Origin of the sequence: Brachybacterium huguangmaarense (assembly GCF_025725725.1) — a bacterium.
GTDB lineage: Bacteria > Actinomycetota > Actinomycetes > Actinomycetales > Dermabacteraceae > Brachybacterium > Brachybacterium huguangmaarense.
In genome coordinates this window covers 700,701-718,279 of the sequence record NZ_CP107020.1, presented here as the reverse complement: position 1 = coordinate 718,279, position 17,579 = coordinate 700,701, and the positions used below count along the sequence as shown (strand labels likewise).

Below are 17,579 nucleotides of genomic sequence, written 5' to 3'. Positions count from 1 at the left end.
CTGCGAAGGTGCCCTCTCCGACCTCCTCCTCGCAGTCCCCGTCCCATCCTCGCCGGGTCCTGTTCGTCCTGCTCCTGCCGCTGTTCATGGCGCTCGTGGCGGTCTCGATCATCAACGTGGCGCTCGACCCGATCGGCGACTCGCTCGGTGCGGACTCCTCCGGGCTGCAGTGGGTGCTGTCGGGCTACGCCCTCGCCTTCGGAGTGCTGCTGGTCCCGTCGGGACGCGCGGGCGACGCGACCGGACGGCGGCGCATGCTCATCGCCGGGGTCAGCGTGTTCACCCTCGGGTCGCTGCTCGCGGGGCTCGCGTGGGACGTGAACGTGCTGAACGTGGCACGCATCCTCCAGGGCGTCGGCTCGGGCCTGCTGAACCCGCAGTCGATCGGCCTGATCCAGACCACCTTCCGCGGTCAGGCCCGGGCACGGGCCTTCGCGATGTTCGGGACGACCGTCGCGGTCGCCACGGCGGTCGGGCCCGTGCTCGGCGGGCTGCTCATGCAGCTGCTCGGCGAGGACGCCGGGTGGCGCTGGATGTTCTTCATGAACGTGCCGTTGGGCATCCTCGCGATCGCGCTCGCCGTGGCGTGGATCCCCGACGACAAGCTGCGTCTGCGGGGCGCCGCCAAACCCGACCTGGACCCGGTGGGCACGATCCTCCTGGGCCTCTCGATCCTGCTCGTGATGCTGCCGTTCCTCGAGCGCGAGGTCTCCGCGCTCGTGTGGCTGTGCCTGCCGGCCGGTCTGCTGCTCGTGCTCGGCTGGGTGGCCTGGGAGAACCGCTACCGGGAGCGCGGACGGCCGCCCATGGTCGACCCCGCGATCTTCCGCAGCACCCCGTTCCGCAACGGCATCATCATCGTCTCGGTCTACTTCCTGGGGTCGACCAGCATCTGGATCGTGGTGCCCCTCTACCTGCAGCGCCATCTCGACCACACGCCCTTCGAGGCGTCGATCATCGGCATCCCTTCCTCGATCGCCGCGATGATCACCTCCCAGATCGGCGGCCGCTACGTGCTCAAACTCGGGCGCCGCCTCGTGATCGCGGGGTTCCTGATCGCGATCGCGGGCCTCGCGCTCGTGGCGCTCGTGGCCGGGCCCGTGGAGTCGGGCGCCGTGGGCTACGGGGTCCTCGCGCTGCCGCTGCTGCTGATCGGCACGAGCCAGGGCTTCACCATCTCCCCGAACCAGACCCTCACGCTCGGTGCCGTGGACCCGCGGTTCGGCGGGGTCGCCGGCGGCATCCTGTCGCTGGGCCAGCGCATCGGCGCCGCGATCGGCACCGCCCTCATCCCGGGCATCCTGTTCTCGCTCGTCGAGGGCGGCATGGCCTGGTACGAGGCGTTCGTGATCACCCTCGTGGTGATCATGGCGCTCGCCACGGTCGCGCTCGGCGTGAGCGTGCTCGACCGCGCGCGCGAGAAGGCGGGAGTCGGGTCGGGGGAGTGAGGCCGTTCCGGGGCGGTCAGACCCCTGTGCCAGGGCGCTTCTGGAGAGGTCCGTCCGGGCTCACGGGAGCGAAGCGGCAGGCCCATGGCGATGCCGTCCGCACAGGGTGTCGGTCCAGATGCGCCGCATGGTTGCCGAGACCTTCCTGGAGCCCGAGCCTCCGAGGCGTCATCGCCCCATCGCGACGCCGATCTTCATCAGCACCCACTTCGGGTGGAGGACACTGGCCTCCGCGAGGTTGCCGAGGAACGAGAACGGTCGCCGATTGAGCCACGCGAGACCCGCCTTCCGGTAGCAGAGAGCCCCGGTGTCCTTGCGCCACCAACGGACCTTCGTGCGGCGATCAGGCTGATTGAGCTCGCACCATCGTGAATATCCCTCGTACGGCAGGTCGTTCAGCTGTGCATTGTTCCGGTACACGATGTAGCGGGTCATCATGCGCTGGGAAGCGATATGGGCGAAAGACATCGACTCATCATGAATTCGATACAGGACGTGTGGTCCGGCAAGCAGCCGTACCTCCCATCCGCCCTCGTACACCAGCCGATTGACGATCTCCAGGTCCTGGGCGGCATCGAACGTCTCATCGTAGAGGCCTACGCCGACCACAGCATCGCGTCGGTAGGTGATGGCGGGATGAGGAATGAGGATCTCGCGTCCCTGTTCCTTCATCCGGCGGAACTCATCGGAGTTCTTCGGCCCGACGGCGACCCTCCCGGCGACCCGCCCCGTCGGGCCCAGATAGCGGCCCTCTCCGGAGACGGCCCCCAGCTGGGGCTCGGTCTCCAGTGCTCGCACATGGGCTGCGAAGCGCCCCGGGAGGACGACGTCGTCGTGCTCCGCCACGGACACGAACTCCGGGCACTCGCCGTAGGTGATCGCCCTGTTCAGGGCACGCGAGACGCCGGTGGCGGTGTCGTTGCGAATGACCGCGACCCGGCGGTCGTCGGCATAGCGTGCCAGAATCTCCGGGCTGCGGTCGGACGACCCGTCGTCGACGACGACGACCTCGCCCCCCGCCGGAAGATCGTTCAGAACACTTTCCAGGGCCTCGTCGAGAAAGCTCTCGGCGTTGTGGACGGGCATCACCACGCGAAGGCCGCCATCGCCGTTTCCCGGATTGTTCTCGCCAAAATCGCTTCGCATCGCGGCTCCCCCCAGAACTCTTGCGAATAAATGCTGATCAGAGATGGACCGATCTGCTGCGGCATCGTAACACGATGCCGGGTCCTCGAGATTGTCGACGGGCGGGACGACGCCTACGAGGCAGTTTTCGGCCGATTGTCGCCACGAGGCTCATGCGTCCTGACGTCGATACTCGGCATAGGACCTCCCCGTGATGCCCAAGAGGGCCCCCGCGCCCCGGGCCATCCTGCCCACACCGCGCGCCTGCCAGCGCTGGCGGCGCGCGACAGTTCCCGCGACCGTCTGCACGGCCCCGATCCCCACGCGTCCCAGACCGGTCGCGGTGAACCGCGCGATCGACCTCGCACGGGCCCTCGGCGTCTCCTGGGACGCGACGATCGCTGCGATCGAACCGCTGGCGGCCGAGAACACCCTGCGGACCGCCACCTTTCGCGTGGCGCGCTCGGGGGTGACGACATCGACGACGACCGCCTCCTCACACCACACGATCCGGCCGTGTCCCGCAGTGAGCTGGAGCGTGAAGCGGGTGTCCTCGCCGCCCGCCGCACCGAGCGTCTCCTCGAATCGAAGACCCAGGTCGCCGACGATCGCGAGATCGAGCAGCAGATTGTTCGTTGCCGCCGACGCCACGGTGTCTCCGGTGCGCAGTCCGAGCCGGTGGGCCCTCCGGAAGAATCCGCCCTCGATCAGCCAAGGATCCGGAGCGCCTTCGAACCGCGACACGACTCTGCCGACGACGGCGGCGCAGTCGCAGTGCTCGTATGTGGCGAGCAGCGATGTGAGCCACCCCGGCTCCGGCTCCTCGTCGTCGTCGATGAACACGAGGACCTGCGCACCGAGGTCCGCTGCCGCGTCCAGCGCGCGATTCCGTGCACGCGCAATCCCGGGCACGGGCTCGACCTCATAGTGGACCGAGGGGTAGCGGCTCGTCACCAGGTCACGGGCGCTGCCGTCGGCGTCGTTGTCGACGACAAGGGTGCTGACGGTCCATATGGTCTGGTCGACCGCCTCACTCTGCTCCTCGAGCATTCTCAGCAGAGTGCTGAGCATCTCAAGCCGACGATAGGTGAGCACACCGACCACCACGGACCGCTCATTGCTGCGCATCGCTTCCCCTCTCACGCGGTGGGTCCAGACTATCCGGATAGCGATAGGGTTCGGCCATGAGTCAAGGTCGCGGCCCCCGGCTTCGCGTGCTGGTCAGCGCCTATGCATGCGCGCCGTGCGAAGAGCCCGAAGCTGCGGCCGGCTGGACGATGGCGACCGCAGCGGCCCGGTCACACGATGTATGGGTGATCACCCGCGAGCGCTTCAGGGGCCTGGTGGAGAAGGCGCGGTCCGATGATCCCGAGCTCGCTGCCCATCTCACCGTGATCTACCTCGACCTCCCGCCCCGGATAATGGCCATGAAACGCCGGTCATGGGACCTCTATTGGTATTACGCGGCCTGGCAGCGGCTGATGGCGCACAAGGGTCTCGATCTCCAGGAGGAATTCGGGTTCGACGTCATTCACCACGTCACGTGGGCCAATGACTGGCTCCCCTGCGGAGCCGCCCGGATCGATGGTCCGGCGTTCGTCTGGGGGCCGGTCGGGGGCGCTTCTCGAGTGCCCATCGTCAAGCTGGCCCGATGGCTGGGTCTGCGGGGCACGGTCACCGAGCTGGCGCGAGGTGCGACGACGGGGATCCCGCGACGGATCTGGGGAGACGCCGCAGCGCGCCGTGCCGGGGTCGTCGTCGCCCAGAACCCTGACGTGGCACGGAGATTCCGGTACGCGGCCGACGTGGCGGTCGAGCCCAACGCGGCGATGAAGGATCTTCCGCCGGCTGCCCGACGCACCGATGATGATCGCGGTGATCGACGTGCCGTGTTCCCGGCGCGTCTCCTCGGGTGGAAGGGAGGACGTCTGGCCCTCGCGACGATCGCCCGAGCTCCCGGCTGGCGCCTCGACATCTACGGCGAGGGCTACGAGGAGAAGGCCCTCCGCTCGTATGCTCGTCGTCTCGGGATCGAGACGCGGGTCGGCTTCCACGGTCATCGGCCCCGCCACGAGGTCCTGAGCGCCTTGGCCGACGCGGACGCGATGCTCTTCCCATCGATGCACGACCAGGCCGGGTGGGTCGCTGCAGAGGCCAGCGCCTTGGGGTGCCCGGTCGTCTGCCTGCCCATGGGCGGTCCGCCCGTCCTGGCCGGGCCCAATGCGCACATCGCCTCGCTGGAGGGCGATGTCGTCGCGAACCTGGCCAGCAAGTTGAGGGAGGCGGCGTCCGTCGGCGGCGAGCCCGTCTCGTCCTGGGACGCGGAGCGCTTCGTAGCGCTGGTGGACGGGTGGTATCGGGATGCGATCCGCCACCACGCGAAGCGTGCCCCGGACGACGCGGAAGAGCAGGACGGACAGGACGCATCGGGCGAGCCCGCGCGGTGAGAACGCCGAGACTGATGGGGGACCGAGTGGCATCGCATGGGCAGGGTCAAGGGGCGCCGCATGTCGCGGTGGCGGTACTGACCTACCGCAGACCGGAGGCGCTGCGTCTCGCGATGCGCTCCGTTCTGCCCCAGCTGGCGGAGATCCAGCTTCCGGCCACCCTCCTGGTCGTCGACAACGAGCCGACCGGCAGTGCGCGGCACGTCGTCGCGGAGGAGACCGTTCCCGGGTCGGCCGTGCGATACGTCCACGAGCCACGCCCGGGCATCTCCGCGGCGCGCAATGCCGCTCTCCGGGCCGCCTCGGACTTCGACGTCTTGCTCTTCCTGGATGATGACGAGACCGCCGAGCCCGGTTGGCTGGCCGAACTCGTGAGATTCTGGCGCGCCCACCGGCCCGCTGCGGTGACCGGGCCGGTCGAGCCGATCTTCACCGGATCCGACTCGATGAGCTGGATGGCCCGAACGGGGGCGTTCGAGCGCGCTCGCAGACCCACCGGTGCTCGCCGGGAGGGGTTCGCCACCAACAACCTGCTCCTCGACCTGTCCTTCCTCCGCCAGCATCAGCTCGGGTTCGCGGACGAACTCGGCCTGATAGGCGGGGAGGACACTCTCCTGAGCCGGCAGATCGTGGCATGCGGGGGAGTGATCCTCTGGTGCGATGAGGCGGTGGTCAGGGAAGTGGTCGCCCGGGACAGGCTCTCCGGCCGTTGGGTGCGGCGGCGTGCCTTCCGGTCGGGGGCGTCCTGGGCCCATGCCGTCCTGGCGGTGGAACCCCCGGTACGGCGTCGACAGCTCGTCCTCAGGATGTGGGCGCGGGCGGCCGTGCGTGTGCCGTGGGGTTCCGTCCAATGGCTCGCCGGCCACGTTCTGCGCCGGCCACGGTTGGCAGGGATCGGCCGCGACACGGTCCTCTCCGTGTGCGGCGCGGTGTGGGGGGCGCGTGGCGGAAGCCTGAACGAGTATGGGCGGCCCTCCCGGCCGGGGGGCTGAGAGGGGAACCCGCGCCGCCCGTCCTCTCGTCGTGTCCGTCGCCACGGGTTCGCGGCAGGCCTCTGACAGGCCTGCCGCGAACATCTGACGAGCCGGATTCCTATCGCTCTTCGCGTGGGAGGTCTGTCCTCCCCAGGACCTCGGTGGCCGCTCGACCGCGCCGGTATCGGTTGAGGACGGCACCGGTGACGTTGCTCCCCGCAGCCTCGAGGCTGGAGAGCGTCCTGAGCAGGACGGAGCGGTTCGTCCGATCGGCGTTCACGACGACGATGACGCCGTCCGACTGGGGAGCCAGCAGACTCACGTCTGCGGTGTCCAGCGCTGCCGGGGAATCGATGACGACGACGTCATAGGAATCTCCGGCCTCGTCCAGCATCGCCTGCATCCGATCGGAGGTGAGCAGCTCGGCCGCGTTCTGACCTGTCCGGCCGGACGTCAGGATGTCCAGTCCGCTTCCAGCGACATAGCGCTTCGAGGCCGCGAAGGTGACACCGCCCGTCAGGACGCCGGACAGGCCGGGGGTCTCCTCGCCGTCGAGGCCGAAGAGAGCCGCGACACCGGGACGGTGCAGATCAGCGTCGATGAGGAGCACCTTGTCGCCGAGACGAGCAAGGGTGGTGGCCAGCCCTGCTGAGATCGTCGTCCGGCCGTCTCCACCGGTCGGCGACGTGACCAAGATCTTGCATGTCGACTGGGTCGCTGTCACATGCTTGACGGTCGATCGAAGGCGCCTGAACTGCTCGGAGGCCAGCGACCCGGGGTGCTCGGTGACATTCAGCTCGTGCTCGTCCTTCACCTTCGGCACCGAACCCAGGAGCGGAACATTGGCGGTCCGCCGCAGGTCCTCACCGTCGCGGATCTTCGTGTCGAGAAGCGCCAGCACGAGGACCACGGCGCAGCCCACGACAAGACCGCCGAGGGCGCCGAGAAGCCCCTGCCTCGACTTGTTCGGCGAGGATTGGTGCCGCGGCGGCATAGCCGTGTCCACCAGCGATGCTTCGATGCTCGGCGAGGAGCCCTCCGTGGGCGTCGTCGACGTGCTCCCGACGACCTCGGTCAGGCTCTGTGCGACCGCATTGGCCAGGTCCGCCGAGCGATCAGCCGACGAGGCAGACACGTTGATCTGAAGAACCAGTGTCTTCGGCGGGTTCGTCACGACGATCGACTCCGCGAGGTCCTGCACGCTCATGTCGAGGCTCAGCTCGTCGATGACCGGTTGGAGCACGGCCGAGGACGTCGTGAGCTGGGCGTAGGTCTGCATCTGGTCCTGGGCGTAGATGCTGCCGTTGGCCAGGTCCGCCGCGGTCGACCCGCGGGTGACCGAGAACGCGAGTGTCGAGGTGGACTCGTACGTCGGCGGCGTCATCATGCCGATCGCATAGCTGCCGCCGCCCCCTGCGACGACGAAGATGGCGATGATCGCCCAATATCGCCTCAGGGCACGCCAGATGCGTGCGAGACTCCAGCTCGAGGGCTCGGGTGTCATGGGAGACCAATCCTCCTGTCGGTCGCGGATGCGCGGAAACAAAGATCGGGAACAGGCTGCCATCGCGCAATATGTTCGTGGGGAGCCATGTTCATCTCGACCTCGTCAATTCGTAGGCCGATATCAGGTCGTAGTCTTCCTCCATGCCGAGCAGCATGCGCCGCTCATCCGGCCACGCGGCGTCCTCCCGGCTATGCCTGAGCAGGCTGTCCCAGCCGACGGCCAGGCCCACGGCGAACCAGAAGAACATGCCGAACTGCGTGATCAAGGCGACCGTGAAGAGTCCAGGAATCTGCGCGGCGACCGCAATCGCCGCGGGGGTGACATGGCGGCTCAGCAGGGGTGAGGCGACCGCGATCAATATCACCAGACAGAACGCTGCGAAGCCGAACCAGCCGAGCCGAAGGGCCGTGAGAAGAAAAGCGTTGTCGATCGACTTCGCGAAATTCCCCAGGTACTGGCCACCGCTCGTCACCCCCAGGAAGCTGTCGGCTGAGCCGAAAGGCTTGACGTAGGCAAACAAGGAGAATAGATCGGTTCGATAGCCGGCGCTGGCCTCGGCCTCCTGCCCCTGGTCCGAGAAGATCGAGGCGATGAAAGGGCCGGCCACGATGGCGCCGATGCAGCCCAGCGCTATCACCAGGCCGCGAGTGAGTCGGCCGACGCGAGGAAGCAGCACCACGGACAGTGCGAGGGTGAGCATCAGGACGAACATCGCGGTGCGACTGAGAGTCAACACCGAGGCAACCGAGATCAGGACGACGCCGAGAACGCGGACGACTGGCTTCCACTGCGTGGCGAGGACGAAGCTCGAGCACATGGCAAGGGCAGACCCGAAGGCGATCGAATGCCCCCAGGCGCCTTCCGCCCGGAGGTGATCGCCGCGCATCTGGAGAGTGCCCCAGACCGAATACAGAGAATCGTCCTGCTTCATCAGGACGAAGACGTTGGTCTTGGTGAAGACCTCGACCAGGGCGACGGCTGCAGCAATCATCCCGAAGACAGCGAGACATTGGACGGCGAACGCGGGGCGCAGTCTCGAAAGGACGAGCCGCCCCCAGAGGTAGGGCAGCGCCCACTCGAGCACGGTGACGACTGTGTAATTGAGGTTGATGACACCCAGGACATACTGAAGGGCGACGATAGCCACGAGCGCGATCATCAGGGCGTCCGCGAGGGAGAACCGCAGATCTCTTCCGAAAGCGACCACTGCGAGCAGGGTGACGATCGTGATGACGGAGACGAAGAGGGGCCCCGCGGCCAGCCCGATCCAGATCGGGACGAAGAACATCACCAGGGCCCACACGACGAATGTCGTCCGCGGCATCGCCCTCATGAACGAGACGACGACGAGCAGCGCGCTGAGCGCGACGACGCCCATGGCGATGGTTGTGATCATCCCCACTCTGTCCCCTCCTTCCCCCGGGTGAGGCTACCCCCCCCTCGCCGGCGCACGGGAAGCAGGCGACGAGATCGAGGGCGGGCGCCCGAATTCTCGGCAATTATGCCCCAGGGCGCTTCCGCGGACGACGAGCGGCACCGACGTCACGGGTCCGTCGGTCGCTGTGGTCGGGCTGGAAACGAGTTCTTCATAGTGTGACGGGCCATCGATCGCCGGGCGGCGCGGCGGCTGCCGTCCGGGCCCGGATAGGCGGGCGGGGCCCTGGGGTGCAGGCTGAGATGGGGGTCACGCGCTGGTCGGCGGGGCGGCGCGACCTCCGTGTCCCCTCAGGCGGCTTTCGGCCATCCCGGAGGACGCGCGTTCACATTCTTCGGGTCCGATCTCGTCCGATGCGCATGCTTGCGCATGGTGCGACAGAGCCGCTCGACCGCTTCAGTCGAATGACGTGGGTGAACCGCTTTCTCCACTGGTCGCGGGGGTTCTGATTGCCGCGATGATATGCTCTGCTCGCCGCGGAGCGGCCACTGAGGGGGAGGAGCTCACGCTGAGCTACGTGGATTCTTATCGGCAGCTTGCGGCGGCGCAGAAGGGGCGGGGCAGGGGTGCGCCCGCCTACTCGCTGTATGTCAACCGTCCGGCGGGCCGAGTCCTTGCTGCAGCCGCTCACGCACGAGGCCTGACTCCGAATCAGGTGTCTGCCATCAGTGCCACGTTCACGGTGGTCGCCATCGTGCTCCTGGCTGCCGTGCCGGCGTCCGTCTGGATCGGCATCGTCGTCTGGATCCTGCTCGCCCTGGGCTACGCCTTCGACAGCGCCGACGGCCAGGTGGCACGTCTTCGTGGCGGAGGCTCAGTGGCCGGGGAGTGGTTGGACCATGTGATCGACGCGTTCAAGGCCGTGGCCCTGCCGCTGGCCGCCGCCGTCGGCTGGTATCGGTTCTTCCCCCTGAACTCCGAGGCTTGGCTCCTTGTGCCGCTCCTGCTCGCCGTGGCCACGACGGTGGAGTTCTTCGGCATGATCCTCAATGACCTGCTTCGGGCCCGACAGGGTGTTCCGCAGGCGACCGAGCAAGGTGGCTCATCCATGAGGCGCTCGCTCATGGGGCTGCCTACTGACTATGGCGTGGTCTGCTTCTCGTTCGTGTTCTGGGGATTTCCTGCCGTCTTCGTCGGCATCTACTCGTTGCTCACGCTCGCCGAGGTGCTCTATGTGGCCCTCGCACTCCCCATCTGGTTCCGCAGGATGAAGACGCTCTGATGCCCGTCCCCCGGGACTTCTGTGTCGTCTCGACACGGGGCGTGTGAGCGACGTCCGTGTTCTCGCGCCCCGTTCACTCCTCTTCGACCTGTATTTCGGCGAAGTGTTCGAACGGTAGCAGAAAATCATTCACCCACCCTGCCGGAAAGTGCGGAAGCTGACTTGCGTAGGCCGCGATGGCCGCTTTCTTCTGTGTGAGGAAAGCGCCGCTCTGGCTGAGGCGCGGCTGCCCGGATATCGCGCTCTCTGGGGCTGGCGCACCGGTTCCTGCACGGGGGCTTCGGCGGCGCACGAAGAGCAGCGCCGGAACCCGCTGCCAGATCGGGTATTCCAGCAGTCTCGGCGCGATGTCGAGACGGCCGATGGCTCGCCGTGCGGCGAGCCCCACTGCGGCGTGATCGGGGTGGCGGTCCGCAGCGGAGGTGACCAGCACCTGATCGGGCGACACCTCCTTCAAGAAGATGGAGAGACGGTCCACGAGCTCGGGGAGATGTTCGCTCGCGCCTCCGTCGGGGAAGTCCCAGAAGGTGATCGCAGACCCGTCAACGCCCAGCTCGGCCATGGCGCGCCGGGTCTCCTCCTGCCTCAACAGGATCATCTCGTCCCGAGAGACGCCTTCCGGCCTCGGGGAGTCCGCGCCATCGGTGACCACGAGCAGCCGCACCGCCTGTCCGGACGCCCGGAGCCTCGCGATCGTCGCTCCGCACCCGAAGGTCTCGTCATCGGGGTGGGGAGAGATGAGCACCGTGGATCGTTCCGCGATCGCGTACGTCTCGTCGGTTCCCAGCACCCGGATGGCGGATGACGACGCCCTCCTCACGACGGCCTTCGCTGCGCCGCGGAGACTCGCCGTCAGCCCCACGCGCGGTGTCGTGCTCCCCGTTCCGGCCATTCCCGACTCCTTCTGCACGTCCAGGGCGCCGTGAGCCCCTCTCCGCTTCGTCCCGTCTGCTGCTGCCGCGGCGACCGTGCTCACCTCCCTGCGGTAGACGTGCGGGTCGTGGCGGCGGCGAGCCACATCGCGGCTGCCCGACGTCGCTTCGACGACCGTGGCCCAGTTCTCGTACAGCTCCCGGATCGCCGTCGCGATCGCAGCCGGGTCGTCGACGGGCACGGGTCGAGCTGTCGAGTACCCTTCTCCCGCCTCGCGCAGTCCGCTCATATCGCTCACGACCACCGGCCTGAGCGCGAGGATCCCCTCGACGACGGTGTTCCCGAACGACTCGTCCTCGCGCGACGGCACGATCAGAACGTCGGCGGCGGCGAGCCACGGCCACACGTCGGCATGGAAGCCGGCGAACTCCACGGGCACGTCGGGCATGCCGGCCGCCCTCGCGCGCAGCTCATCGGCGAACCACTCGTAGCCCGGGAAGACGTCGCCGACCAGGGTGACGGTGATCGGGACTCCGTCGGCGGCGAGGATCTTCGCGGCATCCAGCACGAGGTCAGGTGCCTTCCGCGGAGACAGCCGCCCCACATATGTCACCCGTATCGGCCCCTCGATGGTCGGTCGGGGTGCGAGGGGTCGCTGGGGGCTCTCCACCCCGTTCACGACGATCTCGGCGCGGCGGGCGACGGCCGGGAGCACGCGGCCGACGGCATCCCTGGTGAAACGACTGTTGACGATCACATGTGACGACAGCGCGTGGGGGAGGTAGAGGACGGCGCTCACCAGTCGGCTGCCGGACGCCTCGGCCTCATGGACGTGGCTGACCACCGGAATCCGGCGGAGCCGGCCGACCACCGGCCACAGCGGCTCGATGATCGTGCTGACATAGATGACGTCGGGACGCACCCGACTGACGAGCCGGTGAGCGGATCCGGTCCCGCGAATCAGTCCGGTCACGAGACGACCAGCACCGGCGGGCCTGAGCAGAGCCTTGCGCAGGACGAAAGCCGGCTCCACGGCAACCGAGGCTCCCTCGCGTTCGAGCTGGTCGGCCAGCGGCCCGGACATCGGCAGCGCGACCACGACCTGGGCACCGGAGGCCCGCAGGCCCCTCACCGACTCGAGGAACATCCGATCCGAACCGAACATCTCGGCTCCAGGGTGAACCGCGAGCACGGTCATGGACGAGAGATCACGGGGACGCGACATCAGATGCTCCGTCTCGGCATGCGCGATGCCACGGCGACCCCTGCGACCGTGCCGCGGATCGTGGCGCCGAGGGTGCCGGGGTCCGAGACGATCTGCCGTCGTCCGCCTCGCAGCAGGATCTGCCAGGACTCCTCCGGCGTCGCCTTGAGCCATTCTCCCCAGGGGACGCGGCTGAATCGGCGGCCGAATCGCAGCCGGTTGCGGCAGTTCCAGTAGTAGTAGAGGTGCGACTTCGCGCGGCTGCCCTGCTTGTTGTGCGTTCCACCCTCGTCGTGGACGATCTCGAGATCCTTCCGCACGACCAGACGGCGGCCGCTCTCGGCGGCTCGGCGGGAGAAATCGACGTCCTCCCAGTAGAGGAAGTACCTCGGATCGAATCCGGAGAGGTCCTCGAACGCGCCGAGGTCGAACGCCATGCAGGCGCCGGTGAGCCAGTTGACCCATTCGGGGTCGTCGTCGTCTGGGATCCAGCCCCTGCGAGTCCGGCCCGTGCGCAGGCTCACCACGGACCCGGCGAACTCGGTCTGCCCGGACGAGTTGACGACCTGCGGTGAGATGACCTGAGTGGGATCGGAGCGCACCTCCTGGGCGAGCGCGGACAAGACCGGGATGTCTGCCGCCGCGTCCGGATTGAGGAGGACGAAGACGCCGATCCCGTCGGCGATGGCTGCCTGCACCCCGCGGTTGACCCCGGCACCGAAACCGTCGTTGGCCGGCGACGGGATGAGTGTCCAACCGCGAGCCGTGCACAGCGCTCTGATCGCTGCGCATTCTTCGAGGGTCGACGGATTGTCCACGACGTAGACGCATGCGTCCGCCATCTCGGAGGCCGGCGGGATGTTTCGCGCCAGCAGTGCATGAGCGCCGTAGTTGACGATGACGACGGCGAAGGTCGATCCGGTCATCGGTCGTCGCTTCCCGCTCGGCGTCCACGGGGGTGTGACCGGAGAGGGGTGGGGCCGACGCGGGCGAGGTCATGCAGGAGGTCTTCATATCCGTCGGTCACGGTGTCCCACGAGTATCGGGCGATCTCGGTGCGCAGTCGGTCGCCACACGCCTGCGATTCCTCCGGATGTGCCTCCACGTGCTCGATCCGGGCAGTCACGCCCGCAGCATCGGTGAAGAACAGGCCGCTGTCACCGAGCACCTCACGGTTGAACACGACGTCGTCCGCGATGACCATGGCCCCGGCACCGGCCGCGCGCAGCAGAGAGGGGTTGGTGCCGCCGACGCTGTGACCATGGAGATAGGAGGCGCAGTTGGCGTAGAGCTGGTCCAGGAGCTCCTGATCCCACAGCGCGCCGAGGAATCGGACCCGCTCATCGTCGGCGGCCTCATGGATCTGCCGGGTGTACTCGGCGGCGTACGGAGCGGAGCCGACCACCGCCAGGGGAAGTTCGGCGTTCGAACGGCTGTAGCCGTCCACGATCTCCAACACGTGGTTCTCCGGCTCGAAGCGCGCGACCACCAAGTGGTATCCGTGAGGTCCGAGGCCCACCTCGGCCAGTCGGGAGGAGCTGGGAGACTCGATGATCGGAGCGCCGTAGGCGATCTCACGGGTGCTGGCACCGAACTCGTCGGTGTAGTACTCAGCGATTCCACGGGCGTCGGCGATGAGCGCGTCGGACAGGCGGACGGCCATGGCCTCGGCGGCGCGGTAGTACCGGCGGCCTGCCCCCTGCCACTTGGCGCGCTTCCATTCGATGCCGTCGACGTGGGTCGCGGTGGGGATCCGACGCGCGCGCAGAACCGGCAGAAGTGGCGAGTTCGCGGCGTTGAAGACGATGGCCGCATCCGTGCCGCGCAGTGCCGGGTGGAGGACGGACAGCGTGGTGTGGCTGAGGGTCTCCAGTGATTTCCGCCGCATGGCGGGCAAGGTCACCAGGTCCATGCCGAGGTAGCGGCGCGGAATCTCGGGGGCCTCATCCTGTGCTGTGCGGCAGAAGACGGTGACGCTGTGGCCCCGATTCACCAGACGCCGTCCGATCTCTTCCACTGCGGTTTCGAATCCGCCATACCTCGCGGGAACCCCCCGGGTTCCGATCAGTGCCACCTTCAACGGATCGCTTCCCCCCACGTGCGCCATGGATCGAATGATCTCATACGCCTTCCCTGCCACCAGACGCGTCGTGGTCATGGTGGACACGGTGTGGGCTCCTGAATGGTCGCTCGGCCGGAAGTCGGGCTCTATGTCCGTGCGCGGAGGCGGGACCTCGTCATGAAGCCCTGGCCTCGCCATCCGGCGTGATGTCGCGGGGCCGCCGCCACCCCTTGCGCCCGGGCCCCTGGTCCACCTTGTCGGCCGTCGAGAACGACGGGGCCACGGCGCACGCCCGACCGGTGAGTGGCCATCGCGTCCGCTCTCCGCCGACGGGTGGAAGCGCTGTGGAGCGGCGTGACAGGTCTCGATCGGTGATGGCGAGGCCCGTCGACCGAGCCGATGGGGATCGGCAGTCGGACGGAATCCTGTTCGAGGCGTTTCGAATGGCCCGCTGGGTCGTCGGGCTCTGCGCCGGGCAAGGGGCCTGGACAGGGACGACGTGGTGGGAACCTGGGCCCGGCCTCTTCATGGCGCGACTATGCTGGGGCGGTTGACTCAGCCGCCCGGCGGCTGGATTCTCGGCTCGGCCGCCGCGCTGGACTCCGTTCGCATCGCTTTGCGACTCGTGGGGCGGGCGCTCCGGACCGGCCGATATCACAGCTACAGTGTCGTCCGCGCCAGAAGAGGGCGAGACGGGTCGGCTGAAGAATGAGGGGGAACGCTGCGTGAAGATCTTGGTCGCGTGGGCGAACAACACGGCCGCGAATCTGGGGGTGCGAGTGCTCGCGCAGGGCTCGCGGGATCTGCTCAGCCAGGTCTGGCCGGGGGCGGAATTCGAATACATGAACTATGGGGCGCGACCGGATGCGGTGACGTGGACTCCGAAGGGGCTCATCCGGGAACGAGTCACCGGCCGTCGAGGAATGATGGACTGGTTCTCCCAGTTCGACCTGATGTGGGACACCCGGTCGGGTGACAGCTTCACCGATATCTATGGGATGGACCGCCATCGGACGATGTCGCTCATCCATGAGTTCGTCCACGAGGCCGAAGTTCCGGTGGGAATGGCTCCCCAGACCATCGGGCCGTTCTCCAGGCGTGAGGCCCGGCTGCTGGCGCGTCGCAACCTTTCACGGTCCTCCCTGGTCTTCGCGCGGGACGCCGCCAGTGCCCGAGCTGCCGCCGCGTTGGGCAGACCGGTCGAGCTGACCGTCACGGACATGGTCTTCGGGCTCGAGCAGCCGGAGAAGTCGGATCCTCACGATGTCGTCCTCAACGTGTCCGGTCTGCTGTGGCACGAGAACTCGCATGTCGACCACGAAGCCTATCGGCACGGAGTGCACTCGATCATCCAGCAGCTCATCTCGGATGGTCGCTCGATAACTCTGCTCCCTCATGTCCTGGACTCGCCGAATGTCGACAATGACGTGCCTGTGGCGAAGCACCTGGTAGGGCACTACGACGGGGCTCTGGACCTCGTCGTCCCGCAGGATCTCGACGATGCGCGTGGCCTGATCGCCTCCGCGCAAGTGGTGATCGGTGCGCGCATGCATGCCTGCCTCAACGCGCTCTCCACCGGTGTCCCTGCGGTGGCGATGGCCTACTCGAGGAAGTTCGCCCCGTTGATGAATGCTCTCGGCTGGGAGCACGTGGTGCCCATCGCCGACGGCGACGAGACTGCGCGGGCCGTCCTCGCCTCCGTCAGGCGCGAAGGGCTGGGGGAGCACGCGCGCGAGGTGCAGGCACGGGCCCGCGATCTCATGGACAGGACCATCCCGCTGCTCGGAGGGCTCACCTCGTGAGTCCATCTCTAGGGCGTTCAGCTGCGCGCGGGGCGGCCTTCACCCTCGGTGCGCAGGGCGTCAAGATGTTCCTCCAGCTGCTCTCAGTGGTCACTCTCTCTCGGCTGCTCAGCCCACACGACTACGGTCTGCTGGCCATCGTGATGGTGATCATCGGGATCGGCGAGATCTTCCGTGACTTCGGGCTGACCTCGGCCTCCGTCCAGGCGGAGGAGCTGACGGACGGCCAGCGGGACAACCTCTTCTGGATCAATACGGCGATCGGTGTCGTGCTGGCGGCACTCATGTTCGCTCTCGCGAATCCTGTGCACCAGTTCATGGGGGAGGACGACCTCATCGCCATCATCAGGGTGCTGTCCTGCATCTTCCTGATGAACGGGCTGACAACCCAGTACCGCGCCCAGCTGATGAGAGGTCTCCGCTTCCGCGCACTGGCGGTGATCGACATCGCGGCGGCCGTGCTCGGACTCGGCTCGGCGATCGTCGCAGCCGCGCTCGGCGCGGGATACTGGGCGCTCGTGCTCCAGCAGCTCGTCAACAGCCTCGCTCTCCTGCTGGGCGCAGTCCTCGCGGGGCCCTGGCTCCCACGCTGGTACTCGCGCAGGTATCCGATCGTGCCCTTCATCCGGTTCGGATGGAACATGGTCGCCTCGAGCCTGGCCAACTACGCCGGCAATCAGGTCGACACCATCATGGTCGGCGCCCAGTTCGGCACGACCTCCCTGGGCCTGTACAACCGTGCCTATCAGCTGATCACCTCGTCGTTCAACCAGATCCGCACGCCGATCTCCTCCGTGGCCATCCCGGTCCTGTCGCGGATCCAGAAGGACACCCAGCGGTTCGACTCCTTCGTGATCTCGGGCCAGCTCGCCCTCGGTGTCGGGCTGGGCATCCCCCTCGCCCTGGTCGCAGGGTTGGCGGATCCCGTCGTCCACATCGTCCTGGGACCGCAGTGGGGTGCGGCGGCGCCGTTCCTCCGCTTCTTCGCAGGTGCCTCCCTGCTCTCCTCTCTCGCCTTCGTCGGGTACTGGGTGTACGTGAGCCGAGGGCTGGCCCACCAGCTCTTCCGATACTCCATGGTCTCCCTGGGGATCCGTGCCGTCTGCATCATCGCGGGCGGCCTTCTCTTCGGCCTGATGGGCGTCGCAGCGGGAGTTCTCGCGGCGCCTCTGCTGGCCTGGTCCCTCTCGTTGTTCTGGCTCTCCCGGGTCACTCCGATCCCGTTCAAGGCGCTGTGGGGCGGAGGGCTCCGAGTCTCGGGTCTGACGTGCGTCGTCGCGGCAGTCTCGTGGGCCACTGCATCGGTGGTCCACACCAACGCATGGCTCACGGTGCTCGCAGGGACAGCCTGTGGGCTGGCAGCCGCCGCGGTGTTCCTGGTCATCCCGGTGTTCCGACGCGATGCGCACGCCCTTCTCGGGTTCGCACGCCTTGTGCTCAAGCGCGAGCGGGCGTAGGCGCCGCAGACTTCTCGGCAGAT

13 protein-coding genes are annotated in these 17,579 nt (G+C 67.7%); 6 read left to right on the top strand and 7 right to left on the bottom strand.

The genetic code is table 11. From position 1 onward, the window contains the following. Positions 1 to 8: 8 nt before the first annotated feature. Positions 9 to 1,448: an MFS transporter gene (locus BRM3_RS03140; RefSeq protein WP_318152436.1), complete on the top strand. Its 1,440-nt coding sequence runs from the start codon at positions 9 to 11 to the stop codon at positions 1,446 to 1,448. Positions 1,449 to 1,616: 168 nt separating this feature from the next. Here BRM3_RS03140 and BRM3_RS03135 read toward each other — a convergent pair whose 3' ends face one another. After that, positions 1,617 to 2,594, bottom strand: coding sequence for a glycosyltransferase family 2 protein (locus tag BRM3_RS03135; RefSeq protein WP_263594649.1), 978 nt, complete (start codon positions 2,592 to 2,594; stop codon positions 1,617 to 1,619). 150 nt (positions 2,595 to 2,744) lie between these two features. Continuing rightward, on the bottom strand, positions 2,745 to 3,701 hold the full coding sequence (locus tag BRM3_RS03130; protein ID WP_263594648.1) for a glycosyltransferase family 2 protein: 957 nt from the start codon (positions 3,699 to 3,701) through the stop codon (positions 2,745 to 2,747). 185 nt (positions 3,702 to 3,886) lie between these two features. On the opposite strand from BRM3_RS03130, the gene BRM3_RS03125 reads away from it, so the two are divergent. Together BRM3_RS03125 and BRM3_RS03120 are read left to right on the top strand one after the other, a co-directional pair. Then, positions 3,887 to 5,020 (top strand): glycosyltransferase, encoded by a 1,134-nt coding sequence (locus BRM3_RS03125; RefSeq protein ID WP_263594647.1) that lies wholly within the window; start codon positions 3,887 to 3,889, stop codon positions 5,018 to 5,020. A gap of 68 nt (positions 5,021 to 5,088) precedes the next feature. Further along, positions 5,089 to 6,012: a glycosyltransferase family 2 protein gene (locus BRM3_RS03120; protein WP_263594646.1), complete on the top strand. Its 924-nt coding sequence runs from the start codon at positions 5,089 to 5,091 to the stop codon at positions 6,010 to 6,012. A gap of 100 nt (positions 6,013 to 6,112) precedes the next feature. On the opposite strand, the gene BRM3_RS03115 is transcribed toward BRM3_RS03120, so the two are convergent. Together BRM3_RS03115 and BRM3_RS03110 are read right to left on the bottom strand one after the other, a co-directional pair. Continuing rightward, positions 6,113 to 7,498, bottom strand: coding sequence for a polysaccharide biosynthesis tyrosine autokinase (locus BRM3_RS03115; protein WP_263594645.1), 1,386 nt, complete (start codon positions 7,496 to 7,498; stop codon positions 6,113 to 6,115). A 91-nt stretch (positions 7,499 to 7,589) separates the two neighbouring features. Further along, complete coding sequence (locus BRM3_RS03110; protein WP_263594644.1) at positions 7,590 to 8,897, bottom strand: hypothetical protein; 1,308 nt, start codon at positions 8,895 to 8,897, stop codon at positions 7,590 to 7,592. Between the two features lie 694 nt (positions 8,898 to 9,591). On the opposite strand from BRM3_RS03110, the gene BRM3_RS03105 reads away from it, so the two are divergent. Next, the gene (locus BRM3_RS03105; protein WP_318152435.1) at positions 9,592 to 10,158 is read left to right on the top strand and encodes a CDP-alcohol phosphatidyltransferase family protein; all 567 of its coding nucleotides are present in this window, start codon (positions 9,592 to 9,594) and stop codon (positions 10,156 to 10,158) included. A 73-nt stretch (positions 10,159 to 10,231) separates the two neighbouring features. Here BRM3_RS03105 and BRM3_RS03100 read toward each other — a convergent pair whose 3' ends face one another. Genes BRM3_RS03100 through BRM3_RS03090 form a run of 3 tightly spaced genes read right to left on the bottom strand, consistent with a single transcriptional unit; the run spans position 10,232 to position 14,342 of the window. Next, entirely contained in the window at positions 10,232 to 12,229 is a 1,998-nt protein-coding gene (locus BRM3_RS03100; RefSeq protein WP_263594643.1) for a PIG-L family deacetylase, read from the bottom strand. A gap of 26 nt (positions 12,230 to 12,255) precedes the next feature. Continuing rightward, complete coding sequence (locus tag BRM3_RS03095; protein WP_263594642.1) at positions 12,256 to 13,161, bottom strand: glycosyltransferase family 2 protein; 906 nt, start codon at positions 13,159 to 13,161, stop codon at positions 12,256 to 12,258. Then, positions 13,158 to 14,342 carry a DUF1972 domain-containing protein gene (locus tag BRM3_RS03090; protein ID WP_263595380.1) on the bottom strand — a complete coding sequence of 395 codons (1,185 nt, stop codon included), beginning with the start codon at positions 14,340 to 14,342 and terminating at the stop codon, positions 13,158 to 13,160. Before BRM3_RS03090 ends, BRM3_RS03095 begins: the two co-directional genes overlap by 4 nt. 680 nt (positions 14,343 to 15,022) lie before the next feature. Here BRM3_RS03090 and BRM3_RS03085 point away from each other — a divergent pair. Both BRM3_RS03085 and BRM3_RS03080 read left to right on the top strand, forming a co-directional pair. After that, positions 15,023 to 16,099 carry a polysaccharide pyruvyl transferase family protein gene (locus BRM3_RS03085; protein ID WP_263594641.1) on the top strand — a complete coding sequence of 359 codons (1,077 nt, stop codon included), beginning with the start codon at positions 15,023 to 15,025 and terminating at the stop codon, positions 16,097 to 16,099. Beyond that, the gene (locus BRM3_RS03080; RefSeq protein ID WP_263594640.1) at positions 16,096 to 17,556 is read left to right on the top strand and encodes a lipopolysaccharide biosynthesis protein; all 1,461 of its coding nucleotides are present in this window, start codon (positions 16,096 to 16,098) and stop codon (positions 17,554 to 17,556) included. Before BRM3_RS03085 ends, BRM3_RS03080 begins: the two co-directional genes overlap by 4 nt. Positions 17,557 to 17,579: the final 23 nt, after the last annotated feature.